Annotated in this window: 22 protein-coding genes and 1 tRNA gene; 9 read left to right on the forward strand and 14 right to left on the reverse strand. The window is 65.1% G+C overall.

Annotated features, from left to right (window positions below; genetic code table 11):
• Window positions 1–66: 66 nt before the first annotated feature.
• From AC1DCF_RS15730 to AC1DCF_RS15740, 3 genes are all read right to left on the reverse strand, one after another.
• Window positions 67–1,035, reverse strand: coding sequence for an FKBP-type peptidyl-prolyl cis-trans isomerase (locus AC1DCF_RS15730; protein WP_441789782.1), 969 nt, complete (start codon window positions 1,033–1,035; stop codon window positions 67–69).
• Window positions 1,036–1,144: 109 nt separating this feature from the next.
• A complete protein-coding gene (locus tag AC1DCF_RS15735; protein ID WP_477211846.1) occupies window positions 1,145–2,206 on the reverse strand; it encodes a tRNA (adenine-N1)-methyltransferase in 1,062 nt (353 codons plus the stop codon).
• Window positions 2,203–2,964, reverse strand: coding sequence for an HAD family hydrolase (locus tag AC1DCF_RS15740; protein ID WP_477211939.1), 762 nt, complete (start codon window positions 2,962–2,964; stop codon window positions 2,203–2,205). The genes AC1DCF_RS15735 and AC1DCF_RS15740 overlap by 4 nt, the downstream gene beginning before the upstream one ends.
• A gap of 91 nt (window positions 2,965–3,055) precedes the next feature.
• On the opposite strand from AC1DCF_RS15740, the gene AC1DCF_RS15745 reads away from it, so the two are divergent.
• A complete protein-coding gene (locus tag AC1DCF_RS15745) occupies window positions 3,056–4,015 on the forward strand; it encodes a PAC2 family protein (RefSeq protein ID WP_477211847.1) in 960 nt (319 codons plus the stop codon).
• 35 nt (window positions 4,016–4,050) lie between these two features.
• Here the strand turns inward: AC1DCF_RS15745 and mshC are convergent, their stop codons facing one another.
• Genes mshC through AC1DCF_RS15760 form a run of 3 tightly spaced genes read right to left on the reverse strand, consistent with a single transcriptional unit; the run spans window position 4,051 to window position 7,562 of the window.
• On the reverse strand, window positions 4,051–5,349 hold the full coding sequence (gene mshC / locus AC1DCF_RS15750) for a cysteine--1-D-myo-inosityl 2-amino-2-deoxy-alpha-D-glucopyranoside ligase (RefSeq protein ID WP_477211848.1): 1,299 nt from the start codon (window positions 5,347–5,349) through the stop codon (window positions 4,051–4,053).
• Between the two features lie 14 nt (window positions 5,350–5,363).
• Window positions 5,364–6,218, reverse strand: coding sequence for an undecaprenyl-diphosphate phosphatase (locus tag AC1DCF_RS15755; RefSeq protein ID WP_477211849.1), 855 nt, complete (start codon window positions 6,216–6,218; stop codon window positions 5,364–5,366).
• Between the two features lie 18 nt (window positions 6,219–6,236).
• Entirely contained in the window at window positions 6,237–7,562 is a 1,326-nt protein-coding gene (locus AC1DCF_RS15760; RefSeq protein WP_477211850.1) for a M20/M25/M40 family metallo-hydrolase, read from the reverse strand.
• A gap of 142 nt (window positions 7,563–7,704) precedes the next feature.
• On the opposite strand from AC1DCF_RS15760, the gene AC1DCF_RS15765 reads away from it, so the two are divergent.
• Window positions 7,705–7,789 (forward strand) — tRNA-Leu (locus AC1DCF_RS15765).
• Between the two features lie 139 nt (window positions 7,790–7,928).
• Here AC1DCF_RS15765 and AC1DCF_RS15770 read toward each other — a convergent pair.
• From AC1DCF_RS15770 to AC1DCF_RS15780, 3 genes are all read right to left on the reverse strand, one after another.
• The gene (locus AC1DCF_RS15770; RefSeq protein WP_441789793.1) at window positions 7,929–8,087 is read right to left on the reverse strand and encodes a hypothetical protein; all 159 of its coding nucleotides are present in this window, start codon (window positions 8,085–8,087) and stop codon (window positions 7,929–7,931) included.
• A gap of 1 nt (window position 8,088) precedes the next feature.
• Window positions 8,089–8,547: a DUF6325 family protein gene (locus AC1DCF_RS15775; protein ID WP_441789794.1), complete on the reverse strand. Its 459-nt coding sequence runs from the start codon at window positions 8,545–8,547 to the stop codon at window positions 8,089–8,091.
• 90 nt (window positions 8,548–8,637) lie between these two features.
• Window positions 8,638–9,942: a cation:proton antiporter gene (locus tag AC1DCF_RS15780; RefSeq protein WP_477211851.1), complete on the reverse strand. Its 1,305-nt coding sequence runs from the start codon at window positions 9,940–9,942 to the stop codon at window positions 8,638–8,640.
• A gap of 93 nt (window positions 9,943–10,035) precedes the next feature.
• On the opposite strand from AC1DCF_RS15780, the gene AC1DCF_RS15785 reads away from it, so the two are divergent.
• From AC1DCF_RS15785 to AC1DCF_RS15795, 3 genes are all read left to right on the forward strand, one after another.
• The gene (locus AC1DCF_RS15785) at window positions 10,036–11,676 is read left to right on the forward strand and encodes a LuxR C-terminal-related transcriptional regulator (RefSeq protein WP_477211852.1); all 1,641 of its coding nucleotides are present in this window, start codon (window positions 10,036–10,038) and stop codon (window positions 11,674–11,676) included.
• A 138-nt stretch (window positions 11,677–11,814) separates the two neighbouring features.
• Window positions 11,815–12,975: a flavin-containing monooxygenase gene (locus AC1DCF_RS15790; protein WP_477211853.1), complete on the forward strand. Its 1,161-nt coding sequence runs from the start codon at window positions 11,815–11,817 to the stop codon at window positions 12,973–12,975.
• A gap of 218 nt (window positions 12,976–13,193) precedes the next feature.
• Window positions 13,194–13,742: an SRPBCC family protein gene (locus AC1DCF_RS15795; RefSeq protein WP_477211854.1), complete on the forward strand. Its 549-nt coding sequence runs from the start codon at window positions 13,194–13,196 to the stop codon at window positions 13,740–13,742.
• On the opposite strand, the gene AC1DCF_RS15800 is transcribed toward AC1DCF_RS15795, so the two are convergent.
• Complete coding sequence (locus AC1DCF_RS15800) at window positions 13,739–14,614, reverse strand: alpha/beta fold hydrolase (protein WP_477211855.1); 876 nt, start codon at window positions 14,612–14,614, stop codon at window positions 13,739–13,741. The genes AC1DCF_RS15795 and AC1DCF_RS15800 overlap by 4 nt on opposite strands.
• A gap of 84 nt (window positions 14,615–14,698) precedes the next feature.
• On the opposite strand from AC1DCF_RS15800, the gene AC1DCF_RS15805 reads away from it, so the two are divergent.
• Window positions 14,699–15,043 carry a PadR family transcriptional regulator gene (locus AC1DCF_RS15805; protein ID WP_477211856.1) on the forward strand — a complete coding sequence of 115 codons (345 nt, stop codon included), beginning with the start codon at window positions 14,699–14,701 and terminating at the stop codon, window positions 15,041–15,043.
• A gap of 2 nt (window positions 15,044–15,045) precedes the next feature.
• A complete protein-coding gene (locus AC1DCF_RS15810) occupies window positions 15,046–15,816 on the forward strand; it encodes a hypothetical protein (RefSeq protein ID WP_477211857.1) in 771 nt (256 codons plus the stop codon).
• 147 nt (window positions 15,817–15,963) lie between these two features.
• Here the strand turns inward: AC1DCF_RS15810 and AC1DCF_RS15815 are convergent, their stop codons facing one another.
• Both AC1DCF_RS15815 and AC1DCF_RS15820 read right to left on the reverse strand, forming a co-directional pair.
• Entirely contained in the window at window positions 15,964–16,593 is a 630-nt protein-coding gene (locus AC1DCF_RS15815; RefSeq protein WP_477211858.1) for a hypothetical protein, read from the reverse strand.
• A 101-nt stretch (window positions 16,594–16,694) separates the two neighbouring features.
• Window positions 16,695–17,066 carry a hypothetical protein gene (locus AC1DCF_RS15820; protein WP_477211859.1) on the reverse strand — a complete coding sequence of 124 codons (372 nt, stop codon included), beginning with the start codon at window positions 17,064–17,066 and terminating at the stop codon, window positions 16,695–16,697.
• Between the two features lie 87 nt (window positions 17,067–17,153).
• On the opposite strand from AC1DCF_RS15820, the gene AC1DCF_RS15825 reads away from it, so the two are divergent.
• Window positions 17,154–18,029 (forward strand): hypothetical protein, encoded by an 876-nt coding sequence (locus AC1DCF_RS15825; protein WP_477211860.1) that lies wholly within the window; start codon window positions 17,154–17,156, stop codon window positions 18,027–18,029.
• Here AC1DCF_RS15825 and AC1DCF_RS15830 read toward each other — a convergent pair.
• A complete protein-coding gene (locus AC1DCF_RS15830; RefSeq protein WP_477211861.1) occupies window positions 18,026–18,985 on the reverse strand; it encodes a DnaJ domain-containing protein in 960 nt (319 codons plus the stop codon). The genes AC1DCF_RS15825 and AC1DCF_RS15830 overlap by 4 nt on opposite strands.
• A gap of 208 nt (window positions 18,986–19,193) precedes the next feature.
• On the opposite strand from AC1DCF_RS15830, the gene AC1DCF_RS15835 reads away from it, so the two are divergent.
• Window positions 19,194–19,856 (forward strand): DUF1345 domain-containing protein, encoded by a 663-nt coding sequence (locus tag AC1DCF_RS15835; protein ID WP_477211862.1) that lies wholly within the window; start codon window positions 19,194–19,196, stop codon window positions 19,854–19,856.
• Between the two features lie 49 nt (window positions 19,857–19,905).
• Here the strand turns inward: AC1DCF_RS15835 and AC1DCF_RS15840 are convergent, their stop codons facing one another.
• The gene (locus AC1DCF_RS15840) at window positions 19,906–20,070 is read right to left on the reverse strand and encodes a hypothetical protein (RefSeq protein WP_441789807.1); all 165 of its coding nucleotides are present in this window, start codon (window positions 20,068–20,070) and stop codon (window positions 19,906–19,908) included.
• Window positions 20,071–20,153: the final 83 nt, after the last annotated feature.

The following is a 20,153-nucleotide window of genomic DNA, read 5'->3' on the forward strand; positions in this document are numbered from 1 at the left end:
CGTCGGCCAGCTGACTGACCAACACAGGGCGTTCGGGGAAGCCGGTTGCGGCATCCGGAAGTGAACCTAGTTCACACCGAGGATGTCGACGACGAAGACCAGGGTGGAGTTGGCGGGAATCGATCCCGACTCCTGGTCGCCGTAACCCTGGTCGGGCGGGATGACCGCAATGATCTGCGATCCGACCGTCTGGCCGATCAAGGCGTCGGCGAATCCGGGGATCACGCCGCCCTGAACCTTCGAACCGTCGGCCGCAACGAACTGCGCAGGGGTGCCCTTCTCCCAGCTGGAGTCGAAGACCTTCTTGGTGTCCCAGACCACGCCGGTGTACTGCACGGTAACGGTGTCACCCTCCTTGACGACGGGGCCGTTGCCCTTCTTGAGCACACCGATGGCGAGCTCGGTCGGAGCATCGCCTGAGGGAATCGTGATTCCGGGGGTGCCGTCTTCGGCCAGTACGACCGCCGGCAGGCCGGATGCGACGGGCTGGTCCTTGCCGTTGGCGCGCGGCAGGTAAGCCTTCACGACATCGATCACGAAGACGAGGGAGTCGGTGGCGCTCACGCCGAGCTGTTCCTGACCACCCTGCGGGCCGAAGCCGTCGGCCGGGGAGACAGCCACTGCAACGCGTTCGCCGACCTGGGCGCAGAGCAATCCGTCGACGAGGCCCTTCATCGTCGCGTCGTTCAGCACCAGGGTGGCGGCTTTCTCGCCGTCGTAGCCGGTTGCCTCAATCAGTTCGCCCGAGGTGCCGTTGTAGACGCTGAAGTCGACCTTGACCATCTGGCCCTCGACCAGCGGGTCGCCGGACCCTTCGATGATCGTGGTGCGCTGCGTGGTCTTGGTCTTCAACGGGGTCGGGAAGTCGACGGTCGGAGCCGTGCCGAAATCACCCGAAACGTCGATGAGCTCTGACGCGGCGCCCGACTTCACTGGTGCAGTACAGTCGGCAGCGGCAGTGCCGGGGGCGCTGCATCCCGTCAGGGCTGCAGCCAGAAGCGCAGCGGTGGCGATCAGTGCGGATGCTTTACGCACGAGTCCTCATTTCAGTACAGGGTGTCCGGTGTCAATCAATGTCTGTCAATGCGTGGTGGCCCGTGTGGCAGTGCTGTGACGCACTGCCAGTGGCGAGCCGGTGCCTATCCTAACCGGCGTCGACGTTGTCGCCGGTGCCGTCGGCGACGGTGTCGTCACCGGTGCTGACACCATCGACCTCGAGCTCCCGGCCCTTGGACAGGGCGGCGCTGGTTCCGGCGGCGCGCATCCGCTTGCGCATGCTCTTCGCACTCACATTGCGTTCGCCGAGTGCGCCAGGGGTCCAGGCTTCGAAGTCCGCGTCGGCGAAGTCGGTCTTCGACGGGCGACGCTTGAGCTCGGGCAGGATCGTGTCGGGAGCCAAACGGCGGGCGGTGATCAGGAATCCGGTGTGGCCGATCATCCGGTGGTCGGGGCGGACCGCGAGGCCCTCAACGTGCCAGCCGCGCACCATCGTCTCGTTGGAGTCCGGGTTCGTGTAGAGGCCGCTGCCGCGGATTGCCTCGGAAACGCGCGAGAGCTGAGTGACGGTCGCGACGTAGCAGAGCAGCACTCCACCGGGCTTGAGCGCGTCGGAGACGACGCCCAGGCACTCCCAGGGAGCGAGCATGTCGAGCACAACCCGGTCGACGCTCTGCGGTTCCATCGTGTCGGGCAGGGTGTCGGCGAGGTCGCCGAGAGTGATCGTCCAGTTGTCGGGGTCGTAGCCGAGGAACGTGGCGATGTTGTCGCGGGCGACGTCGGCGAACTCTTCACGGCGTTCGAACGAGGCCAGACGACCGGACTGACCGATCGCGCGCAGCAGCCAGAGCGAGAGGGCGCCGGATCCGACACCGGCCTCGACGACGGTGGCGCCGGGAAAGATGTCGGCCTGGGCGAGGATCTGGGCGGCATCCTTGGGATAGATGATCGCCGCGCCACGCGGCATCGACATGACGAAGTCGTTGAGGAGCGGGCGCAATGCCAGGTGCTCGACGCCGACGTTGTTCGTGACGACGGAGCCATCCGGCAGGCCGATGATGTCGTCGTGGGCGAGGATGCCGCGGTGCGTGTGGAAGACCTTCCCCGGTTCAAGCGAGATGGTGTTCAGCTTGCCCTTGGGGCCGGTGAGTTGAACACGGTCGCCGACCCGGAACGGGCCGCTGTTCTGGTTGACCTGGTTGTCGCTCATGCTGTTGCGTCCTCGTGGTTGTCCGCTGTGGCGCGGGAATTGGTGTGTTCAAAGTCAAGAGTTGCGGGGGCGGCTTCGTCCAAGAGGTCGAAGCGGATGCTGCACAGTGCGGAGAAATCGGCCAGGGTGCGCTCAGCGAGGGTGGGCCAGCGGGTGTGCGTGTCGGCCTCGGGAAGATCGACCTCGTGCGGCACGTGGATCGCAATCGTGCCGGCGGCAATGGCTGCGCCGAGTCCGGTCGGGGAATCCTCGATCGCGACGCAGCGGGCCGGGTCGACGTCGAGCAGGGTGGCGGCGAGCAGGTAGGCCTCGGGGTGCGGCTTGCTCTTCGCAACCATGTCGCCGGCGACAATGACGTCGAACGTGCCGGCGCCGATGAGGTCGGCGACCTGACGCGCCATCCGCTCGATCGACATCGTGACCAGGGCCATCGGCACGCCGGCTTCGGCGAACGCGGTGAGGAGTTCGCGGGCCCCGGGGCGCCAGGGCAACCCATGTTCGTTGATCTTCAGCTGCACGCGGTCGGTGAGCCAGGACACGATGGCGTCAAGCTCCATGTCGACGCCGCGCGACTGCAACACCGCCGCCGCGTTCGGCAAACCGGAGCCGACGAGCAGCATGCAATCGTCGTAGGTCCAGGTGCCGCCGAAGGAGGTGACCAGGTCGGTCTCGGCCTGCATCCAGTACGATTCCGTGTCGATCAGGGTTCCGTCCATATCCCACAGAACGGCCGCGGGCAGGGGGGAAAGAGTTCTGATCTGGTTCACGGGGTTCAAGTCTAGAGGGCACGGCCTATCCTTGACTGTGGGTGCGCCGAACGGGCACGCGGAATGATCGAGGTTTGCAAGCGTGACAAACGGCAATGGGTTTTTGAGCGGGCGCCTTCTTGTGGTGGCGTTCGAGGGCTGGAACGACGCAGGCGAGGCTGCCACCGGCGCGGTGAGCACGCTCAAAGATTTGCTGGGCGTCACACCGATCGCTGAAATCGACCCCGAGCTGTACTTCGACTACCAGTTCAACCGCCCCACGATCTCGACGAATGACGAGGGCGGCCGCTCGATCGAATGGCCAGAAGCGGTCATGTACGGCCCGGTGTCGCCGGGCGTGGCGCCCGTTCCGCTCGCCGAAGACGCCGAGTTGGCTGTCAGCGGAACCAACGCCGGCAACATCTACCTGTTGCTCGGCACCGAGCCGTCACGCAGTTGGAAGAGTTTCACGTCCGAGATACTGGATTCGGCGCTGGCCGCCGACATCAGCGGGGTCGTCTTTCTGGGTGCGATGCTCGCGGATGTCCCCCACACGCGACCGATTTCGATCTTTGTCTCGAGTGACAACCCTCAGGTGCGCAAGGAATTGCACATCGAGCGCAGTAATTACGAAGGACCGGTCGGCATTCTGAGCGTACTGTCCGAGGCTGCGGAGAAAGTCGGGATCCCGACACTCTCGATCTGGGCTTCCGTGCCGCATTACGTGCATAACGCGCCGTCACCGAAGGCCGTGCTGGCTCTGATCGACAAGCTCGAGGAGATCATCGACGTCGTCATTCCGCGTGGCGACTTGGTCTCGGATGCTGCCGAGTGGGAGCGCGGAATTGACGCACTCGCCGCCGACGACGACGAGATGGCCGCCTACATCGCGCAGCTCGAACAGGCTCGCGACACCGTCGACTCCCCCGAGGCAAGCGGTGAGGCGATTGCCCAGGAATTCGAGCAGTACCTGCGCAAGCGCGGGGACGGCCGTGAGGGCTGGGCCGACGGCCGCTCCGGGCCGGATGGGCGTCCGGGGCCCGAAGGCCCGCCGCGCGCCTAGCTCTCACATGCCGCGATTCGGTGTCGGCCCGATTGCTAGAGCTGCACCCCGAGAAGCGCGTCGATCGCCTGCGCGATCAGCGCCGGGTCATCGGACAGCGTGGCGGTTGCAGCGTCGATGACGGCCAGCGCGCCCGGAGTGTCGAGGTCGTTGTGCAGGGCGTCACGCAGCTGCTGAACGACAGCGTTCGCCGAACCCGTGATGGCCGGCTCCGCCGCATCCGTTGCCGCATCCGTGCTCGCTTGGTCGGTCGCGAACGCGGCACCCCAGCGAGCCAGGCGAGCCTGTGCCGCCTCGAGCGTGGCGTTGGTCCACTCCCAGTCGGAACGGTAGTGCTCGGAGAGCAGAGCGAGTCGGATGGCCCGCGGGTCGACGCCCTCGGCGCGAAGCCCGGAAACGAGCACCAGGTTGCCGAGCGACTTGCTCATCTTCTCGCCCTGGTAGGCGACCATTCCGGCATGGGAATATACGCCGGCGAGAGGATGCCCGGACAGGGCAGCCGCATGACCGGCGCTCATGTCGTGGTGCGGAAAAATCAGGTCGCTTCCGCCGCCTTGCACGGTGAAGTCGGTGCCGAGCTCCTTGAGCGCGATGACCGAACACTCGATGTGCCAGCCCGGGCGGCCGGCACCGACGCGGGTCGGCCAGGACGGCTCGCCCTCGCGGGCCGCACGCCAGAGCAACGGGTCGAGTGCGTCACGCTTGCCGGCGCGATCCGGGTCGCCGCCATGCGCGGCGAACAGCTCGAGCATCGCGGGGCGGTCGAGGTTGCTCTCGTCGCCCAGGCGCCAGGGCGCGGCTTCCTCGGCCGCGGCGTTGTCGAAGTAGAGATCGGCTCCGCGCTCCCCCGATTCGGTGAGCAGCGCATCCGGGGTGTCGACTGCATAGGCGAGACCGGCGTCAGCGAGTGCGCACACCGCCGCTGAGATCTCGTCGATCACCTCGGTGACGGCCACGTAGTCGTTAGGCGGCAGGATGCGCAGAGCCGCCATGTCGGTGCGAAAAAGCTCAACCTGCGACTCGGCGAGTTCGCGCCAGTCCACGCCGGTGGCCGCCGCCCGCTCGAGCAGCGGGTCGTCGACATCCGTCACGTTCTGTGCGTAGTGAACCTTGTAGCCGGCGTCGAGCCAGACGCGCTGCAACGTATCGAATGCAAGGTAGGTGTTCGCGTGCCCGAGGTGGGTCGCGTCATACGGGGTGATTCCGCAGACGTAGAGGCGGGCGACGTCTGCCGGCTGCGCGTAGACGAGCACGTCAGTCGCCGTGTCATGAAGCAGCGGGGCGTCGGAATGGCCCGGCACAGACGGGACGACAGGATGTTGCCAAGCACGCATGAGATCCAGCCTAACTATGCGGCGATGACGTTCGTGCCCAGAAGCACGAACACGACGATGCCGGCCACGATGCGGTAGATCACGAAGGGCAGGAAGCTGTGCTTCGAGATGTAGCTCATGAAGAACGCGATCACGACCAGGCCGACGAAGAAGGCGACGATCGTGGCAACCAGGGTCTCGGCGGGACCGAAGACCTCTGGCGTGCAGTTGGTGGCACCGGCAAGGCAGGGGTCGGCAATCGACTTGTAGACCTGGTAGAAACCGCTGCCGAGCACAGCCGGGATGGCGAGCAGGAAGGCGTAGCGGGCCGCAGCCTTGCGCTCGTAGCCCATGAACAGGCCGGCGGTGATCGTGCCGCCGGAACGGGAGACGCCGGGGATCAACGCGAGGGCCTGGGCGAAGCCGTAGATCGTGCCGTCGCGCACGGTGAGGTCTTTCAGCCGGCGCTTCTTGGCGCCGACGTGGTCGGCGATACCGAGCAGGATGCCGAAGAGGATGAGCATCGTCCCGGTGATCCAGAGGTTGCGCAGAACCGTCTCGATCGCATCCTGAAAGAGCAGGCCGAGCACGATGATCGGCAGTGAACCGAGGATGATGAGCCACCCCATGCGGGCATCGGGGTCGTTGCGCGGAACCTTGCCGACCAGCGAACGGCACCACTGGCCGATGATCTTCACGATGTCGCGCCAGAAATACAGCACGACGGCGACTTCGGTTCCGATCTGGGTGATGGCGGTGAACCGGGCGCCCGGGTCTTCACCCGTGCCGATCAGCTGACCGACGATGCTCACGTGAGCGCTCGACGAGATCGGCAGGAACTCGGTGAGGCCCTGGACCAATCCGAGAATGATGGCGTTAATGAAATCCACTTGTGGTGCTCCGCAGGTTTAGTAAGTCGACAGCAGGTCGGTCAGAACCCGCCTGCCAAACACTAATGCGTCAAGCGGCACCCTCTCGTCAACGCCATGGAACATGCCCGGAAAATCCAAATCGGCTGGGAGTTTCAAGGGGGCGAAACCGTAACCGGTGATTCCAAGCTTGCTCAGGGCTTTGTTGTCGGTGCCGCCAGAGAGCAAGTACGGCAGAACAGGCGCGCCGGGGTCATGCGCGTCCAAGGTGCTGACAATCGCGTCAATGAGCGCGCCGTCGAAGGGGTTTTCGAGGCCGATGTCGCGGTGCATGACGACGATTTCGATGTCTGGCCCGACGAGCTCGGCGATTTCGGCGAGCACGGCGTCTTCTTCGCCCGGCAGCGTACGCACGTCGATCAGTGCCTCGGCGGTGTCGGGGATCACATTGTGCTTGTATCCGCCCGTCAGGACCGTCGGGTTCGAGGTCGTGCGCAGGCTTGCCTGGATGAAGCCGGAGGCGGTGCCCGTGGCGAGAGCCAACGCGTCGGGTCCCACCCGCTGCGGGTCGACATCCAGGATGCGCGCAATCTCACCGAGCAGTTGCGTGGTCGTGTCGGTCAGGCGGATCGGCCATTCGCGGCGGCCGACGGCGGCAACGGCCTCGGCCAGTCGGGTCACCGCATTGTCGTGGATGAGACGTGAGCCGTGCGCAGCGCTGCCGCGGGCGACGAGTTTGATCCAAATCAGTGCTTTCTCGCCGGTCTGCAGCAGGTACGAGCGCTGGTCGCCGAACGTGATGGAGTAGCCGCCCACCTCGCTGATCGCCTCGGTGGCACCGGCGAAAAGGTCGGGGCGGGTGTCAACCAGATAGTGCGAGCCGAGCACTCCCCCGGCTTCCTCGTCGGCGAAGAAGGCGATTACGAGGTCACGGGCCGGTGCTTCGCCGGCACCGAGGATGTCTTTCAGGGAGGCGAGCATCATCGCATCCATATTTTTCATGTCGACGGCGCCGCGGCCCCAGAGCAGACCGTCTTTGATCACTCCACCGAACGGGTCCACCGACCAATTGGCCGGGTCCGCGGGAACCACGTCGAGGTGGCCGTGCACGACGAGCGCACCCTTGTTGCTGTCACGACCCTTCACGCGGGCGACGACGCTCGTGCGGCCGGGTTCGGATTCAAAGATTTCTGGCTTGAGGCCGAGTCCGCGCAAATTCTCGGCAACGTAGTCGGCGGCATCCGCCTCACCGTTGGAACGCCCCTCGCCATAGTTGCTCGTGTCGAACCGAATCAGGTCGCGTGCGATGCGTGCGGTGAGATCAAGAATTTCTTCTTCGGGCCGTGCGTTCCCAGTGATTGACATGTGGTTCACGGTACCGGTCGATTCGACACGCCGCCAAGCTGAGAAATGCTCGCCCGCACGGCGGCCGAGTGGTGTTTTGGTGCTCAGAAACCGTGCTAAGTTATTACCTCGTCAGCAAGAAACACAACGCAGACGACATCCAGTCCGGGTGGCGGAATTGGCAGACGCGCTAGCTTGAGGTGCTAGTGTCCGTATAGGACGTAGGGGTTCAAGTCCCCTCTCGGACACAGTAAGAATCCCCCGTAGAACTTCGGTTCTGCGGGGGATTTTTCGTTAACGCGTGAAAAGAACTTTGTGAAGAAATTCTGGAGTCGACGCTCTGAGCGCGGCCACGAACTCGTGATCGCAGAAGTCGCCTCGTGATTTCTAGATCCGGCGGCGCCCCGGCGTGACTACCGCCCCGACGACTGCCGCCTTCGCCACTGGGGAAGGGCCCGGCGTCACTGCTGCTGCGACAACGGCGGTTTTCGCCACGGGTGCGCCGACGACGCCGACTCTTCCCACTCGTCCTGGTCGAAGTGGCATGTCACTCTCCTACTCTCTCGAGTGTTTGATCGGCCTCGAGTGAGGCGATGATGGCCTGAATGGGAATTCGCCCATTTGCAATCAACTGCCCGCCCGCTCGGCGGGCCGCCGATGCGAAGGGTGCCGCCCAGAGGTTCTCGTAGACAAGAACTCCGGCGGTGCTTCCGGGATCCATCGCGGCCGAAAGGTGCAGAACGTCATCCTCCGCCAGCAGCTCAGCGAGCTCTGCCTCAATCTTCTGCAGCGCGCCGAGCTCGTCCATGTCGGAGAGTTCCATCGCCTCAACAACGCCATCGTCGCCTTTGGCGAGAATCAGGATGTCGATGATCCGAATCGTGCCTGCATCGACAAGTCTCACCAGTTCATCGACCATTTCGCCCGTGAAATTGGATTGGTCTTTGGGAAACTCAACGATCACAAAATCGACGGGTCCCAACTCGTCGAGTGAAGTCTCGGCCATAACATTCCCCTCTGTCGGTCTCGATCGCTCTCGTTCGGACCAAGAATGTGGCCCATGGTACGCCTCGCCCTGGCAGTCCAACAGGCCGAATCAGCGTGACCCCTGGCCTGGCCCGCCCTGACCGCCAGTGTGGTGTTCCTGCTGGCGCCGCAGGCGCGGCAACGTTGTCGGCGCGGACTCTGCCGCCGAGGGATGCTCGACCGCGTGTGCCGCATACCAACGGTGATAGGAGGCGACCAGGGGGACAGAGGTCAGCCCGTGAAGGATGACGCTGAGCGCGACGGTCACAATGACGGTGGTGAGCACGACCTCGCTGTCGGGGATGCCCCGTTCGAGAGCGAGCAGAGCGAACACCAGCGAGGCGAGCCCGCGTGGGCCGAACCAGCCGATGAAGGCCACGGTCGGGCGCCTGACCCCCTGACCGGCGAATGCGATCACGACCGGGATCATGCGAACGAGGGTCAAGCTGAGCGCTGCGTACAGCACGACCTGCCAGGTGATATGCGGGAGAACGAGGGTGAGCGCGAGGGCTCCGAACCCGATCCAGGTGACGGCGGCGAGAAAGCCTCCCGCTTCTTCGGTGAGCAGGGTGACAGCCGAACCGCGCGCGCCCGAGAAGCTTCCGAACGCGATGCCGCCGACGAACGCCGCGATGAATCCGCTGCCGCCCAGCAGGACTGCGACGGTGTAGGCCAACAGCGCCACCACGAGCGGCAGAACCTGTCGCCACTCGCGCCCGATCCATCCGCGCCGATCCGCTGAACGGAACAGGAGCCCGCCCACGATGCCCGCGCCGAGTCCGGCAGCGAGTCCCCCGCCGATCTGAATGGCCATGTTACTGATGACGGATGCGGTCACCCCCGCGTGCAGGTCGGCATTGGCAACGTCGAGCGCGACGAGGAAGAAGGGCACGGCAAGGCCGTCGTTGAGACCGCTCTCCACGTCGAGCGCTTGGCGTACGCGGGCCGGCACCGCCGGGTCCGAGACGACTTTCTGGCCGAGCGCCGCATCGGTCGAGGCCAGCATTGTGGAGAGGAGAACAACGGATGCGAGCTCCATGCCCGGAAAGACAAGCGCCCCAACGCCCACGCCGGCCAGCATCGTGAGCGGGAGCCCGATCAGGAGTAGTCGACTCGGCCAGCCGAGCTCGTGTCTGAGCGATCGGAGGTTCAGCCGGCTCGCGTCGCTGAACAAAAGCAGAACCAGCGCGACCTCCGCCACTCGCTCGGCAAACACGGACTCGACTGAAAAGTTGAGAATGCCGAGGGCCGAGGCGCTGACGAGGAGGCCGGCAACCATCAGGAAGAGGGCGGAGGTGATGCCACGCCGGTCAAGTGGCCCGGAGAACACGCTCCAGATCAGGATGAGCGCCAGTATCGTCGTCGCCGCTACCATACGGATCAGTGTGGCCTGCGCACGCCCATCCTCCAAGGCACGATGCCGCGACGGCCCTATCGTGGCCAGGATGTGAAGCGGATAATTGCTCTCATGCCGACCGATGGCTCGGGACTCGACGAATTGGCCAGCGCGCACCTGGCGTTCGACGAGTGGCGCTGGGAAGATGCGTTTACTCATTTCATGGCCGCTGACGCCGAACATCCGTTGGCATCTGCAGACTTGGAGCTCTTGTCCAGATCTGCGGAGTTGACCCGGCATGACACGGTGGCATCTCAAACGCTTGAGCGCGCCTATGCCTCCTGCCTCGCGGAGCACGCTGAATTGCGCGCGGCCCGCCTGGCGTTTTGGCACGGATACCGGTTCGCTTCTCTCGGGGAATCCGGGCAGGCCGAGGCCTGGCTCGGCAGATGCGAGCGACTCGTCGACCTGCACGGCGATTGCGCCGAACGCGGCTACCTGTTCTTGCCGCGCATCCATCATCTGATCCACCAGAAGCGCACCGAGGAGGCGCACGCCGCAGCTCAGGAAGCGATGGCGATCGGTGATCGTTTCACCGACGCCGACCTTTCTGCACTAGCACGCCAGCTCGGCGGACGCGCTCTCGTCGAAGCCGGTCGGGTGTCGGAGGGAATGCGCCTTCTGGGCGAAGCCATGCTCATCGCAACCACCGAGCCGGTGACCGAGCTCAGCAAGGGCCTGGTGTACTGCGCGGTAATCGCCAGCTGTCAACGGGTGTTCGCCGTCGACCGGGCCCGTGAGTGGACCGCGGTACTCGACGGCTGGTGCCGGTTGCAGGAACAGCTCGGAATGTTCAGCGGCACCTGCCGAGTTCACCGAGCAGAGCTCATGAAGTTCGGCGGCCTCTGGTCAGAAGCTCTCGATGAAGCTCGCCGGGTGACCGCTGGGCTGTCCGCCGACGATGACGGACGGGCCTCCGCGTTCTATGAGGAAGCAGAGATCCACCGGCTGCGCGGCGAACATCGGGCGGCCGAGCTGGCCTACGAGCGAGCCAGCGCACTCGGCGGAGAACCGCAACCGGGGCTGGCGCTGCTGCGTCTGGACCAGGGTCGGTTCGATATCGCGAGCGGCGCGATCAGTCGGGCAGTGATTACCAGCAGAACCGACCTCGACCGGGCCCGGTTTCTTCCCGCCCAGGTCGAGATCATGTTGGCGGTCGGCAACAGCTCGGAAGCCCAGGCTGCCGCGCACGATCTCGAAGAAATCGCCGCGCTCTACGACACTCCCGTCTTGCAGGCGATGTCTGCGCAAGCGAGCGGCCTTGTTCTGCTTGACGCCGGCAACCCCGAAGATGCGCTCCGCTCGCTGCGTCTGGCGCTGCAGCTCTGGTTGATGCTGGCGGCGCCGTATGTGGCGGCTCGGGTGCGCGTCGGCCTTGCTGCAGCATGCGGTGTGCTGGGCGACATCGAGGGTGCGCGGATGGAATTGACTGCGGCACGAGACACCTTCGCCGCGTTGACGGCACGCCCCGATCTCGACCGCTTGGCGTCAGCGCACCCGGCAGCCGCACCTGCGCACGTGCTCAGCGCGCAAGAGCTGCGGGTGCTGCGCCTGGCCGCGCGCGGAGCGACGAACAAGCAAATCGCCACCCAGCTGAAACTCAGTGTCAGAACCGTCGACCGGCACATGAGCAACATCCTCGCGAAACTCGCTGTGCCGTCACGGGCGGCAGCGACCGCCTACGCCTATGAGAACAGGCTGATTCAACGCTGACTGTTGGCGTCGGGCGACGGATGCCTCGACCGCCCAGGACTCCGCGCGGCGGACTGGGTAGAAGTACCCATTCGGTAGGAGCAGGGTGCGGAAGATTTCGCCGATGTGCCGGCAGGGGACGCGTTCTACCGTGTGTGCATGGAACAGCTACGGAACTCAGAAAACACGTCAAGCGGTTGGAATCGCATCGACGTGATCGTGATCGGCGGTGGCCAGGCGGGACTCTCGGTCTCGTACCACCTCGCCCAGTTGGGCGTGCACCATGTGGTGCTCGATGCGGCAGCCCACATCGGCGATGCCTGGCGCAATCGATGGGACAGCCTGCGGCTGTTCACCCCGGCTCGATACGACGGCCTCGACGGGATGAGGTTTCCTGCCGACGGCGGCAACCTGCCGACCAAAGATGAGATGGCCGACTACCTGCAGGCGTACGCGTCGCACTTCGGCCTCCCGGTGTTGAGCGGGATGCGGGTTGACAGTCTGTTTCGCGACGGTGACGACTTCATCGTCACGTGCGGCGCCCGGGTCTTCATCACCAGTCAGGTCGTCGTGGCAATGGCGAACTTGCAAGTCGCCCAAGTGCCGGCCGGCGCGAAGGGGCTCTCCCCCGCCATCCGCCAGTTCGACGCGGTCAGCTATCGCAATCCCGAACAACTCGCAGAGGGCACGACGCTCATCGTGGGAGCCGGAAATTCGGGCGCCGAAATCGCAAAGGATCTCAGCGCGACGCATCCCGTCGTCTTGGCTGGAGCGGGTCCCGGTGAGTTGCCCTTCGCCTCGACAAGCTTCATCGGCCGTCATATCGTCGTGCACCTCCTCAACCGCATCATCTTTCCGAAGGTTCTGTCGGTCGATACACCCATCGGGCGGCGGGTGCGGCCGAACATGATGAAGCGTGGCGTGCCGTTGATTCGGGTGCGGTCGAAGGAGCTAGTGGCCCTTGGGGTGCGCCGAGTCGGCCGATGTGTCGGAAGTGCTGACGGGAGGCCGCTGCTCGAGGATGGCACCGTGCTGCCCGTCGCCAATGTGGTGTGGTGTGCCGGATTCATCGCTGACTTTTCCTGGATTCACCTGCCGGTATTCGGTGCAAACGGCGAGCCGATTCACGATCGAGGACTCGTGGCGACCGAGCCGGGGCTCTATTTCGTTGGGCTTCACTTTCTCACGTCGGTCTCGTCGGCAATGGTGCACGGTGTGGGCCGAGACGCCCGGAGAATCGCGTCTGTGGTGGCGGAACGGGTCGAAGGCCGACCGCCCGCGACCGAGAAGGCACAGGATCACGCGGTAGGATTGACCTAGATTTCCGGTGCCGCGCAAGCCGCGCCGGAGAGTACTGGTTGAGACAGTGCTCACAGCCCCGGCGCTTTGGCGCCGGGGCTATTTTGTTCGACGCAGCGTCTTTTCGGCACAGCGGATGCCATCGACGCGTCCGGCCTGTGACCTACCGTCAGGACCGGTCCCGCACTAGCATTTTTTCATGGTTCAGTTTGTGGTCGTGGAATGCCAGCGCATTCACCATGAGTGCTGATTACGAGTTCCACACCGACTGGCGCATTCCGGGCACGGTGCCGGAGATCGCGGAGGTCCTGGCCGATGCGGCGACGCTGCCCCGCTGGTGGCCGGCGGTCTACCTCACTGCCGTCGTGTGGCGACCTGCGGATGCCGAGGGACGCGGCGCGGTTGTGCGGCTGCACACGAAGGGGTGGTTGCCGTATACCCTCCATTGGACCTTGACCGTGACCGAACCCGTCACAGCGGCAGGATTCGCTGTGACTGCCGACGGCGATCTCGTCGGCGACGGCCGGTGGTCGTTCGAGCAGGACGGACCCGAAGTCGTCGTCGGCTACGACTGGCGGGTGAGCGCAAGCAAGGCGCTGTTGCGCCGTCTGACCTGGCTCCTGCGTCCCGTGTTCGCTGCAAACCATCGCTGGGCGATGGCACGCGGCGAGGAGAGCCTGAAACTTGAGTTGCGTCGTCGGCGTCAACTGACTTCCGGAGCCGATCGACCGGTGCCGGCCCCTCCCGGCGCGACGTTTCGGCTTCGCCGGCGATCCGTGTCACGCTAGCGTGGCCGAACGACGGGAGGCAAAGTCGCGAGGAATGCAGCGACGGCGTCGCGCTCCTGCTCCGCGTGAGGCCCGATCCAGAGGAGGTGGCTGACCGAATCGGTCATCACCAGCGTCGCGTTGACGATCTGATCGACGAGCGCAAACGGATGTTCCTGGCCAACTGCCCCGTCGTGACGGCTCGCCACGATGAGTGTGGGCTGATGTATCGATTGGGTGACGTCGATCGGCTCCCGCAGATCGTTGAGAAAGCCTCTTCCCGAGCGCATCCGTGTGAAGAGCGCCACCAACTGTGCCCGGTCCGCCTCCGACAGTGCCCGGAGGGCTGTGTGAGCGGGAAGCGTGGAAAGAGTTGTGAGCATCCCCCACAACATGATGTCGGGGAACAGGCCGAAGAAGAGACGCGTGACTCCCCACGTCACTCGTTCAACCGTCGGGCGGAAAAGCACCGTCGCGCCAGTTCTGGTCCACCGTGTAGGCCAAGGCAGAAAACTGACTGAACCTTCCAAGACCAGCCCGGAGACAATATCTGGATGCCGCGCCGCGAACGTCATCGCAGTACGACCGCCAGCGGAGATCCCGATCGACACCGCGTCCTGATAACCGAGTTGCGCACAGAGCAACGCAATCCGGTCGACGTAGGCCGCGTCATCCGGCCCAGCCTTGAGGGGTGTACCGCCATAGCCGGGTCGCGAAGGGTGCAGAAGCGACCAGCCGGCAGAGCTGAAGGACTCTTGCCCGATCGCGAGGTCCGCCCGCAGGTGCCCACCGTGAAAGAGAACGGCCAGGCGCGGCCCGCTCGTGCGAAGAAGGTACTCGATCTCTGCACCGTCAATCACCCGAGTCACGGGCACCGTGGGCTGCCGTTTCATGGCCTCACCCTAGTACCGGCCATATCGCCCAGCAGCGATGGTCAATTGGTTGTGATACTCCAGCCACAAGACTATGGTGATCGCATGTCCACCGAAATGCGCGAACCGACCTTCTGGGTGCTCACCGTGTTGACAGGCGGCCGACGTCATGGCTACGCGCTGATCGAAGAAGCCCGTCAGCTTTCTGGAGGGCGCGTCCGCCTCAAGGCTGCCACGCTCTATGCGGCGCTCGAACGACTCGGACAGCTTGGTTGGGTAGAACTCGACGGTGATGAGGTGGTTGACGGTCGCTTGCGCCGCTACTTTCGACTGACCGATGCGGGCGCAGCTGAGCTCGAGACCGAGGTCGCCCGGCTTGAGGCGAACGCCGGCCAGGCACGAGCCCGGCTTCAAGCCCGCAGCTTGTCAACTCCGATTGCGGCGTTCTAACTGTGAGCGGCCACGGAGACGGCTCGCGCAGTGCGGCAGAGGCGGCACGGGCGTCGCGATATCGGAAGCTCGTGCGCTGGTATCCGTCCGACTGGCGCAAGCGCAACGGTGAAGCACTCGTGTCAGTGCTCTTGGACGAGGATGATGCGCAGGGACACGTCGCGCCCACCTTGTTGAGCAGCCTCACCGTTGTCGCCGCCGGCTTGCACGAACGTTTCATCGCACCCGAGCGTCTCAATCGGGTCGGTCTCGCCGCACAGGTCGTCGCGGCCGTCTTCTCGGTGTGGTATCTCGCCGTGATTGCCTGGGCTCCGGGCATTACCTCTGCAGGAACGATAGGACCGTTCTCGAACCCGTCGGCGATCATCGGCGCGATGCTGACGAGCGGGCTGGTGTGTGCTCTGCTCGGACGAGGGAGGACGGCTCGGCTTGTCGCGATGCTCAGTGTTCCCGTCACAATCCTGATTGGAATCCTGTCAGCGAGCCATTCCTGGCTGGGCCCTGGCCTGCCTGCCGTCGTCATCTTTGCCGGACTCGGGCTGATGGCTGGTCTGCAGCTTCGCTCCACCGTCGATGTCGGCCGAGTTCTCGGCGCCCTCTTCCTGCTGGTTCTCGGGATCTACCTGTCGCAGATCGTTCTCGCGCGCTTGCCCGTGCTGACGTCAAGTGCGGTGGGTGTCGGGATGGCCATCGGGGCAGCCGCGTCGTTGACGGGCGCGCTCGTGCTCCTCTGGCCGCTGCGACCGCGTCCCCGTCGCACGGAATTGAATTAGCGCCGCGAAGCCGGCGCGGGGTATCCCGTTGGGCGCGCGGTAGAAACCGCGCCCACGGGGATAACCCGCGCCCAAGTCGAATCGCGGCTTCACGGGCGACTCACTGGGTCTCGACAGGCTCGACCTCCGTCTCATCCCGACCGTGATTTAGACGTACGCCGGATGCTCCGGCGGCAGCGCATGCCGCTGCCCAGCCGCCGCCAGCTGCACGTTGCGGGCTTCCCATTCGGCGAGCTCGCTGCGCAGGGTCTCGAGGGTCTGTCGGTCCGGGCACTGCGCCACGCTCATCCCGCACCCGCACTGTGCCGGCTGGGACGGATTGACCGTATGCCGGTGGGCGAGCCGCCAGAGCACTGCCATCGCCCGGTCGGTGCGCCGGGAGGCGAGCTCCGTCTTGCGCTCGGCCCGTTTGACGAGATCGTTCTCGAGAACGTCCCGGATGCCCCCGCGCGGCGTTGAATCGAAGCTTCCGGCCAGCAGGCTCCGCAGCTCGTCGACCTCGGCCACACGTTCGGCAATGGTCTGGTCTTTCGCCGCCAACTCAGCGGTCGCGTTCTCAACCGCTGTCGCATGGACATCCTGCAGCTCGGTGTAGAGCCGAAGCCAAAGCGCGACATGGTCGGCGTCGCGACGTTCGGCCCGATCGGCGCCGGTGTGCCGCACGCAGAACGAGCAGACAACCTGATCGGCCGCCGACGTGAAATGGAACGGCTGCATCGACCGGCAGCACAGGCACTGTGCGGCAATGTCTTGATACAGCGGATAGGCGTGGGCCACTCGAACTCCTGTGGTCGATGGGGGAACAACGCGACGTCACTTCGTGGGTTGAACGAGGTGAGGTTGAGCTCCGGAAACGAACTCTGGGTGAGGCGGGTGAGTCAGGCGCCGCTCGGCGCCTCGTCGATAATGCCGATGAACCGGGTGCCGATTCCGTCAACCTCACGACGGGCCAGACCCTCTGCCGGCTCCGGCAGTTCATCGAATCCATGATGATCACAGCTGAGGTAGGTGAATGTCGGCCACCACTTCTTGGGCCGGGCCGCCTCGGTGAAACCACAGATGTCACAGCGAAGCTCCACCCAGACCGGCTTCTTTCCGGTGCGGTTTGCGCGCGACTGGGCCAGCCAGACCGGTGGATTCGTGTCGATCTCGGCGAGCTGCGCCTCAGTCAGTCGCGAGGGAATCCCATTGCGCTGAGCCATCTCGAGCGGGATATCAAGGCGGAGTGCTGCTTCTCTTCTGGTAATCATCTCCACCAAGAATAGGCCGTCGGCCGCACCCACGCCGAGGCGGCCCGCGGGCAAGAGCGGCAGCGCCTGAGATGAAAGAATGATCGGATGCCTGACATCCACTCTCCGCTTGGTCTGCTGCTTGACGTCGACGGGCCGATCGCGAGCCCCGTGACCCGCACCATCGCCACCCCGAGCATCGTCAACGACCTGATTCTGCTCGCCGGCGCGAACGTGCCGATCGCGTTCATCACCGGTCGATCAGCCGACTTCATCCGCGACGAGGTGATTGCTCCCCTGGTTGCCGCCGGCCTGCCCGATGGGCTCCGGATGTACGGCGTGTGCGAGAAAGGGGCGGTCTGGTTTCCGATCAGCCCGGCCGGCATGGGCGAGGTTGTCATCGACGCCTCGGTCGCATTCCCCCAGGCCGTCATCGACGAAGTGCGCCAACTGGTCGCCGAGCGGTTCAGCGACACGATGTTCTTCGACACGACCAAGCGCGCGATGATCTCGGTCGAGCAGCGCACGGATGTCGACAGCGCGACCTATCTGGCGGCCCAGCCCGCCTTCAACGAAGCCGCGTTCGCCATCGTCGCCCGCCATGGTCTCGGCGTGCGCTACGGCGATCGGGAGAAACCCGCCGCGGACGGTTCGGTTCCGTTCCGCCTCGACCCGACGATCATCTCCACCGACATCGAGTCGGTGACCCTCGACAAGGACCACGGCGCCCGTCGGGCCCTGGAGTTCTTCGCCGAGTCCGGTTCGCTGCCCGAGGTCTGGCGCTCAGTCGGTGATTCTCGTAGCGACTATCTGATGGCCGATCACCTGCATGCCGCCGGGTATGACGTCGCGCACGTCGACGTGCGACCGGCCGATGGCATTCTGGACCGCCCCTACCCCGTGATCGTCATGGGTGAACAGATTCACGACGAGGCCGGGGCCGCTTTTCTTGACTACTGGGTGGAGAAACTGACGCTGCGCTAATCCAGCAGCCGCACGCCGTTCTGCAGGGTGCTGCGCAGCTCGAAGACCTTCTCGAAACTCCCCCGGCTCATCCCTGGCATGCCCTCGCGCAGCAGCCCGACCAAGCGTGACCGCGGAACGACGAGAAGAATCGGGCGGCGACCCCGCGCCGGCAGCGTGAAGACTTCGCTGAGCGCCGCATCGGGAAGCACGATCACGAGGGCGGTGAACTTCACCCGCAGCTCACGGGAGAACGCCCGGGCGGCGTCTTCGAAATCGTGAATCGGCTCGGCGCCCTCAAGCGACTCCCCGACCAGTTCGCCGCGCTTGAGCTCGACCGGACCGCCCCAGTCCTCCGACAGGATCGCGAAGAGGCCGGCCGGACCCAACACCACATGGTCGAGCTTGTGGCCACGCGGGCCGGCTGCGACGTCGTGCCAGGCGGTGTAGCCGATCCCGAGACTCGAGATGAGCTGGGCGGTGGATTCCTCGGCGAGGGCCTTCGCCAAGGTGTGCCGGATCTCCCGCGGGGCAGAGCGGATCAGTTGCGGCGCGTAGGGGTCGTCGAGCGTGGTTCCGCGGCCAGACCACTCCCGGATCAGCGTGAGGTAGTGCTGCCGGGCAATGCCACCGGGATGCCCGTGCATGCGTGCCTTCGGCCCCGACGACTGGGTGGAGCGACCGGAAGCACCGCCGCCCGCGCGAGCAGATCCCGACGCACTGCCGGGACCCGCCGTGCGCGTCGGATGCTGATCGGCATCCGCGTAACGATGGCCGTCGTAGGCCGCCCGACTCTGGGGAGTGCCGATCCGCTCCCAGGCTGTCTGTACGGCCTGAAATTCAACGGCGTTCCCTCCCACATCGGGGTGGGTGGCACGCAGGCGCCGACGATACGCGCGGCGCAACTCGTCGTCGCCGACCGTGGCGGCGACACCCAACACTTCATAGGGGGTGGATGCGGCGGGACTATCAGGCATCCGGGGCGTTCTCTTTCAACGTGGATCAAGGGCGGGAGACACCGCTCAATCGGCAGCGCACCCCCACGGGCGGTATAACAACGTATCGAACAATTCTGGCACGATGCCGATGAACACCTGATCATGGCTGCGGATGCCCGCGCGTCGCGCTGGGCACCCGACGCGTGGTGAACCCGGCCAGAGCGCGATTCTGTGCAAGCATCGGCGCATGAAGAGTAATACGTCGTGGCCGCGAGTGCACCGGTCCGGCACCCGATTCGTGCTGATGCTGGTGGCGGGCGTGCTTGTGGCTACCATCACCGGGCTCCTCGGCTACTGGGACTTCGCGCTCATCGCCGGCTGGGGCGCCGCCTCCATCACCTATATCGTCTGGGTCTGGGCGATGATCGGGCGTATGGATGCCGCCACGACGGCCAGCCACGCAACGCGCGAGGACCCGGCGCGACCGATGGCCGACCTCCTGATCGTGCTCGCCAGCATTGCGAGCCTCGGCGCCATCGTGTTTCTGCTCATCGGAACCAGCGGAGCCAGCGACAGGGTGCAGGTGGTGGTCGCGGTGTTCGCGGTCTTCGGCGTCGCACTGTCCTGGTTTCTGATCCACACCCTGTTCACGCTGCGCTACGCGTCCCTGTACTACCGAGGGGTCGACGGGGGCGTGGACTTCAACCAGAAGGAACCGCCGAGCTACGGCGACTTCGCCTACCTGGCGTTCACCCTGGGCATGACGTTTCAGGTTTCAGACACGAACCTGACCACTCGTGAGGTGCGGATGACGGCCTTTCGACACGGTTTGCTCTCGTATCTCTTCGGCTCGGTGATTCTGGCCAGCCTGATCAACCTGATCGCCGGGCTCTCGAGCAGCACGTCATAAGCCCGGCCCTGCAGGAGCAGGGCCGGGCTGGGTAGAGCGAGACGGAGAGTTAGTCGCGCAGAATGTTCGTCGGAATCGCGATGGACAATGCCACGCACAGAATTCCGGCGAAGAAGATCGGCAGCATGCCGGCGGTCACAGCGAACGCGAGGCCAAACAGCCACATGCCAAGCACGAAGATGGCGAGAGAGACGATGAAGATAACGACATTCATGAACTGTTCCTTGCGATGGGCTGCCAACGGGCACGGCTGACGCCGCACCATCGAGCGTAGCGCGTTGCCGGGCACCGGAGGCG

This window comes from Leifsonia sp. 10L418 (assembly GCF_056395445.1).

What these genes read in the sequence shown, in the direction of transcription:
- AC1DCF_RS15795 (WP_477211854.1), top strand. Translation starts at nt 13,194, where the DNA reads ATGAGTGCTGATTACGAGTTCCACACCGACTGGCGCATTCCGGGCACG.
- AC1DCF_RS15760 (WP_477211850.1), bottom strand. Translation starts at nt 7,562, where the DNA reads ATGTCAATCACTGGGAACGCACGGCCCGAAGAAGAAATTCTTGATCTC.
- AC1DCF_RS15835 (WP_477211862.1), top strand. Translation starts at nt 19,194, where the DNA reads ATGAAGAGTAATACGTCGTGGCCGCGAGTGCACCGGTCCGGCACCCGA.
- AC1DCF_RS15770 (WP_441789793.1), bottom strand. Translation starts at nt 8,087, where the DNA reads ATGCCACTTCGACCAGGACGAGTGGGAAGAGTCGGCGTCGTCGGCGCA.
- AC1DCF_RS15800 (WP_477211855.1), bottom strand. Translation starts at nt 14,614, where the DNA reads ATGAAACGGCAGCCCACGGTGCCCGTGACTCGGGTGATTGACGGTGCA.
- AC1DCF_RS15785 (WP_477211852.1), top strand. Translation starts at nt 10,036, where the DNA reads ATGCCGACCGATGGCTCGGGACTCGACGAATTGGCCAGCGCGCACCTG.
- AC1DCF_RS15790 (WP_477211853.1), top strand. Translation starts at nt 11,815, where the DNA reads ATGGAACAGCTACGGAACTCAGAAAACACGTCAAGCGGTTGGAATCGC.
- AC1DCF_RS15780 (WP_477211851.1), bottom strand. Translation starts at nt 9,942, where the DNA reads ATGGTAGCGGCGACGACGATACTGGCGCTCATCCTGATCTGGAGCGTG.
- AC1DCF_RS15735 (WP_477211846.1), bottom strand. Translation starts at nt 2,206, where the DNA reads ATGAGCGACAACCAGGTCAACCAGAACAGCGGCCCGTTCCGGGTCGGC.
- AC1DCF_RS15830 (WP_477211861.1), bottom strand. Translation starts at nt 18,985, where the DNA reads ATGCCTGATAGTCCCGCCGCATCCACCCCCTATGAAGTGTTGGGTGTC.
- AC1DCF_RS15840 (WP_441789807.1), bottom strand. Translation starts at nt 20,070, where the DNA reads ATGAATGTCGTTATCTTCATCGTCTCTCTCGCCATCTTCGTGCTTGGC.
- mshC (WP_477211848.1), bottom strand. Translation starts at nt 5,349, where the DNA reads ATGCGTGCTTGGCAACATCCTGTCGTCCCGTCTGTGCCGGGCCATTCC.
- AC1DCF_RS15805 (WP_477211856.1), top strand. Translation starts at nt 14,699, where the DNA reads ATGTCCACCGAAATGCGCGAACCGACCTTCTGGGTGCTCACCGTGTTG.
- AC1DCF_RS15820 (WP_477211859.1), bottom strand. Translation starts at nt 17,066, where the DNA reads ATGATTACCAGAAGAGAAGCAGCACTCCGCCTTGATATCCCGCTCGAG.
- AC1DCF_RS15825 (WP_477211860.1), top strand. Translation starts at nt 17,154, where the DNA reads ATGCCTGACATCCACTCTCCGCTTGGTCTGCTGCTTGACGTCGACGGG.
- AC1DCF_RS15775 (WP_441789794.1), bottom strand. Translation starts at nt 8,547, where the DNA reads ATGGCCGAGACTTCACTCGACGAGTTGGGACCCGTCGATTTTGTGATC.